Origin of the sequence: Tenacibaculum piscium, from assembly GCF_021390715.1 — a bacterium.
Lineage (GTDB): Bacteria > Bacteroidota > Bacteroidia > Flavobacteriales > Flavobacteriaceae > Polaribacter > Polaribacter piscius.
The window spans coordinates 1-2,640 of record NZ_JAJGWT010000029.1; the positions used below are offsets into that span (position 1 = coordinate 1).

At 34.9% G+C, this 2,640-nt stretch carries 3 rRNA genes; all 3 read right to left on the reverse strand.

The features are described from left to right. Positions 1–612: ribosomal RNA gene (locus L0U77_RS11755) — 16S ribosomal RNA — on the reverse strand; the annotation flags it as partial. 1,652 nt (positions 613–2,264) lie between these two features. Beyond that, positions 2,265–2,373, reverse strand: a 5S ribosomal RNA gene (rrf, locus tag L0U77_RS11760). A gap of 104 nt (positions 2,374–2,477) precedes the next feature. Further along, positions 2,478–2,640 (reverse strand): 23S ribosomal RNA (locus L0U77_RS11765); the annotation flags it as partial.

Consider the following 2,640-nt stretch of genomic DNA (forward strand, 5'->3'; position numbering starts at 1 on the left):
GAGCGATGGGCTTTCACCTCTGACTTAATTGACCGCCTGCGGACCCTTTAAACCCAATGATTCCGGATAACGCTCGGACCCTCCGTATTACCGCGGCTGCTGGCACGGAGTTAGCCGGTCCTTATTCTTACAGTACCGTCAAGGATGTACACGTACATCGGTTTCTTCCTGTATAAAAGCAGTTTACAACCCATAGGGCAGTCATCCTGCACGCGGCATGGCTGGTTCAGAGTTGCCTCCATTGACCAATATTCCTCACTGCTGCCTCCCGTAGGAGTCTGGTCCGTGTCTCAGTACCAGTGTGGGGGATAATCCTCTCAGACCCCCTACCTATCGTCGCCATGGTAAGCCGTTACCTCACCATCTAGCTAATAGGACGCATAGTCATCTTGTACCCATAAATGTTTAATAGTGTTTCGATGCCGAATCACTACATTATGGAGTGTTAATCTTCATTTCTAAAGGCTATCCTCCTGTACAAGGCAGATTCTATACGCGTTACGCACCCGTTCGCCGGTCGTCATCTGTGCAAGCACAATGTTACCCCTCGACTTGCATGTGTTAAGCCTGCCGCTAGCGTTCATCCTGAGCCAGGATCAAACTCTTCATTGTATATTTTAAATAATATTAATGAATAAGTTTCAAAAGAATTTGTTCTAATTTAATAGAACGTGGTTATTCTACTCTTATTTACGCTGTCAATTTCAATATTTTCAATGAACGTAACTTATTTAGTTACAGATGAGATTTTACTCTTATCATTTTTTTGCAGAAATGTTAGAATCGAACTAACTGACTTTATATTGTCATTTCCAAATTTTCTTGATCGTCTTGCTTTAGTGTATTTCTTAAAGCGGTTGCAAATATACATCTTTTAATTTGTTTTAAACAAGCTAGATTTAACTTATTTTTTACATTTTAATAAAATGTTTTCTGCAGATATTTTAATGATCTTTTGTTAACTTTTAAACTTGCGTTTTGTTGTTAGCGGTTGCAAATCTACGTCCTTTTATTGGACTGACAAGGACTTTTATTTGTTTATTTTTGAAGTATTTTTTTAAGCCTTGGTTTTTAATGGGTTGCCTTGTGTTTTTTTTTGTTTTTTATACTGTTTCGCTTTTAAAAAGTAGTGTTCTACTAAAATTAACACGTATTAATATCTGAAATTATGGTTTTTTGGAGTGTTAAAAGTGATTAAAAACAGCTTCGAATGTTTTGTATTGCTATTTTAGTAATATATTTTTATTTGTTTTTTTGATTTTAAGACTGATAAAGTTCTCGATACTATTTTTTTGAAGGAAAAAAAATCACTCGAACTGACAGTTTGTTTTCGTTAATGGAAATTTTGCTTCCGATTTTAAGACTGATGTTCTGGAGTTCTCATTTTGATGCCATGCTCAAATAAATTCAGCAGGACGTTTTAAATAACTTAAACAGAAAAAAAATCACTCGAAATGACCGTTTGTTTTCGTTAATGGAAATTTTACTTCCGATTTTCAGGCTGATGTTCTCGGGTTCTCATCTTGATGCCATGCTCAAATAAATTCAGCAGGACGTTTTAAATAACTTAAACAGAAAAAAAATCACTCGAACTGACAGGGGTTTTGTGGTTTTTCGTATGGAAATTTTAATCAGGTGTAATTACTGAAGATGATTGCCAATCGGGAAAACTCATAGGTTCGTCCCTACGGGTTTTTGTCCTTATATAGGATAGCTTTTCAAATTTAAGATTATTTTGGCTCTTCTTGGTGTGGTCGCGAGCAAGATCCTCGCGATAGCAAACTGATATTTATTATTTGTTAATAGAAATTTCGTTTTGAATTCTTCAAACAAGAATAAACCTCACAGGTTTTAAAAACCTGTGAGGTTTAAATTTTACTGCTCGAAATGATAGTGTGAACTTTGCCTAAATTATAGTTGATTTATCAATTTATCGAAATTAGTACAAATGCCTAGCCCCGATTGATGCTTTGTTTGAGCTCTTTTTTGTTTTTCTTTTTAAAAAACAAAAAAAGCGAGTGCGGAAAGCGGGTAATTGCTTCTTATTATTCTTATTTTAAATGTATAAAAATCCTTTTTAATGAGATTTATCTTTAATTTATATTGATTGTTTTATTCGGATATAAAACTTCTTATCTATCCCTCACAGGTTTTAAAAACCTGTGAGGTCTAAGTTTACTAGATTAATTTTATATTTTTTTTAGAAAAACAAAAAAAATAAGACACAAAAAAAACCTCAATCTTTTTAGATTGAGGTTTTAAAAGAAAGGCAACGACCTACTCTCCCACCATTGGCAGTACCATCGGCGCAAATGGGCTTAACTTCTCTGTTCGGGATGGAAAGAGGTGAGCCCCATTGCGATAATCACCTTAAAATGTTTCAGTATATTTCAACTGTATAAGTTAACATATTGGTAAAAATTATATCGTAAATAATCAAAAGAGTTGGTGCTTGCGCCCTTTCGAGCGCAAGACTTCTACATAAGCCTATGGGTTATTAGTACTACTTGGCTATGACATTACTGCCTTTACACCTATAGCCTATCAACGTGGTAATCTTCCACGACCCTTAAAANAAATAAGACACAAAAAAAACCTCAATCTTTTTAGATTGAGGTTTTAAAAGAAAGGCAACGACCT